The organism is Pseudoxanthobacter sp. (genome assembly GCF_036822375.1).
Classification (GTDB): Bacteria; Pseudomonadota; Alphaproteobacteria; order Rhizobiales; family Segnochrobactraceae; genus Pseudoxanthobacter.
The window spans coordinates 1-1,899 of sequence record NZ_DAISHT010000365.1; the positions used below are offsets into that span (position 1 = coordinate 1).

Below are 1,899 nucleotides of genomic sequence, written 5' to 3' on the forward strand. Positions count from 1 at the left end.
AGAAGGCTGACAGGAGCGGGCCGGCAATGAGAGCCGGCCGGGCGCCGCGCGCGCTCTGGCGGGGCAGGCGCCCGGTGCTCAGGAACCCGTGCGGGACGTGAGCCCCTTAAAGGGACATGTCGGCCTTCCTGCGGAACGACGACGGGCGGGACCTCCGGCGGAGGCCCGCCCGTTTTCATTCTGCGCCGGGGCCGGATGCACGGCGCGAGGTGCGCGGCACCAGATGCACGGCGGCAAGAGAGCCGGGGCCAGGAAAAGCAGGGGCCAAGAAAAGCAGACGCAGGATGTACGGCCGGGTCGGGGCAGCGCCTGCGCCGGGTCGCCCTTGCTCTGTGGTGGCGCACAGGCTCCGGCCCGTTCGGGCCGGCTCCCGTGTTCTTCCCGCTCAGTCGTCCTCGGGCTGCGGCCCGGGGATCGCCAGATAGGCCAGCAGCCGCGCCTCGCGCCGGCCGCGCGACACGCCGTCCAGAACCAGCCCGGCATTGAGCGACAGCAGGGCCGACAGCGCGAGCCCCATGGACAGCACGGCGGTCGGCAGGCGCGGCACGAGCCCGGTGCGGCTGAATTCCAGAACCACCGGAATGCCCAACGCCAGCGCCAGCATGAAGGCCAGACCGGCGATGGCGGAGAAGAACTGCAGCGGCTTGTTCTCGCGGATCAGATGGCTGATGAGCCACAGGATGCGCAGTCCGTCGCGATAGGTGCGCAGCTTGGAGGTGGAGCCCTCGCCGCGCTCGCGATAGTCGGTCGGGCACTCGCCGACGGGCAGGTTCATCTCCAGCGCGTGCACCAGCAGCTCGGTCTCGATCTCGAAGCCCTCGCTCTTGATCGGGAACGACTTGACCATGCGCCGCGTCATGGCCTTGTAGCCGGACAGCATGTCGCTGTTGCGCTTGCCGAACACGGTGCTGACCAGACCGGACAGCAGCCGGTTGCCGAAGCGGTGGCCGGGGCGGAAGGCGGCGTCCGCCGTGGCCAGCCGGGCGCCGTTGACGATGTCGAGATGCCCGTTGATCAGCGTCTCCACCAGCCGCGGCGCGGCGGCGGCATCGTAGGTGTCGTCGCCGTCGACCATGACGTAGATATCGGCATCGACATCGCTGAACATGCGCCGCACGACGTGGCCCTTGCCCTGCAGCGTCTCGTGCCGCACCACCGCGCCGGCCTCGGCGGCGACGCGGGCGGTGTCGTCGGTGGAGTTGTTGTCGTAGACGAAGACGGTCGCGCCCGGCAGGTGGAGGCGGAAATCCCGGACCACGGCGGCAATCGCGGCCGCCTCGTTATGGCAGGGCACCAGAACGGCGATGCGGTGACGGGCGGCGATCTTCTCAATACTGATGGTATCTGCGGTCATTCTGGCTGCCTGCGAAGGTCCACCGGCCGGCCGGGGCGCATGTGCGCCCCGTGGCAATCAGGTTTCGGCAATGGGGTGGCCGTGGCGGTCGGCGTCGTAGGCCTCGATGACGCGATCGACCGAGCCCGACAACAGGATGCGCCCTTCCTTCATCAGGATGGCCTTGTTGCAATAGGCGCGCAGTTCCTCGTTGGCGTGGGAGGCCAGCACCAGAATCGAGGCATCGTGCATCATCGCGTTGAGCCGGGCGCGCGCCTTTTCGCGGAAGCCGGCGTCGCCCACGCTGATCAGCTCATCCATCAGCAGGATATCGGGCCGGGCCAGCGTGGAGACCGCGAAGGCCAGACGCAGCACCATGCCCGACGAGTAAGTGCGCATCGGCAGGTCGAGATAGTCGCCGAGCTCGGAGAATTCGGCGATCTCCGGCAGGCGACGGCGGGCCTCGGCAAAGGAAAGGCCGACGAAGGCGCCGCGCAGCACCACATTCTCGGCCCCGGTCAGTTCCGGGTCCATGCCCATGGTGATGTCGAGCAGCGAGGCGACCG

1 protein-coding gene and 1 pseudogene are annotated in these 1,899 nt (G+C 68.8%); both read right to left on the reverse strand.

What is annotated here, in order from left to right; translation table 11 throughout:
* Nucleotides 1–385: 385 nt before the first annotated feature.
* On the reverse strand, nucleotides 386–1,354 hold the full coding sequence (locus V7067_RS17660; RefSeq protein ID WP_334177191.1) for a glycosyltransferase family 2 protein: 969 nt from the start codon (nucleotides 1,352–1,354) through the stop codon (nucleotides 386–388).
* Nucleotides 1,355–1,411: 57 nt separating this feature from the next.
* Nucleotides 1,412–1,899 (reverse strand): annotated as a pseudogene (locus V7067_RS17665) (ABC transporter ATP-binding protein); the annotation flags it as partial.

What these genes read in the sequence shown, in the direction of transcription:
- V7067_RS17660 (WP_334177191.1), bottom strand. Translation starts at nt 1,354, where the DNA reads ATGACCGCAGATACCATCAGTATTGAGAAGATCGCCGCCCGTCACCGC.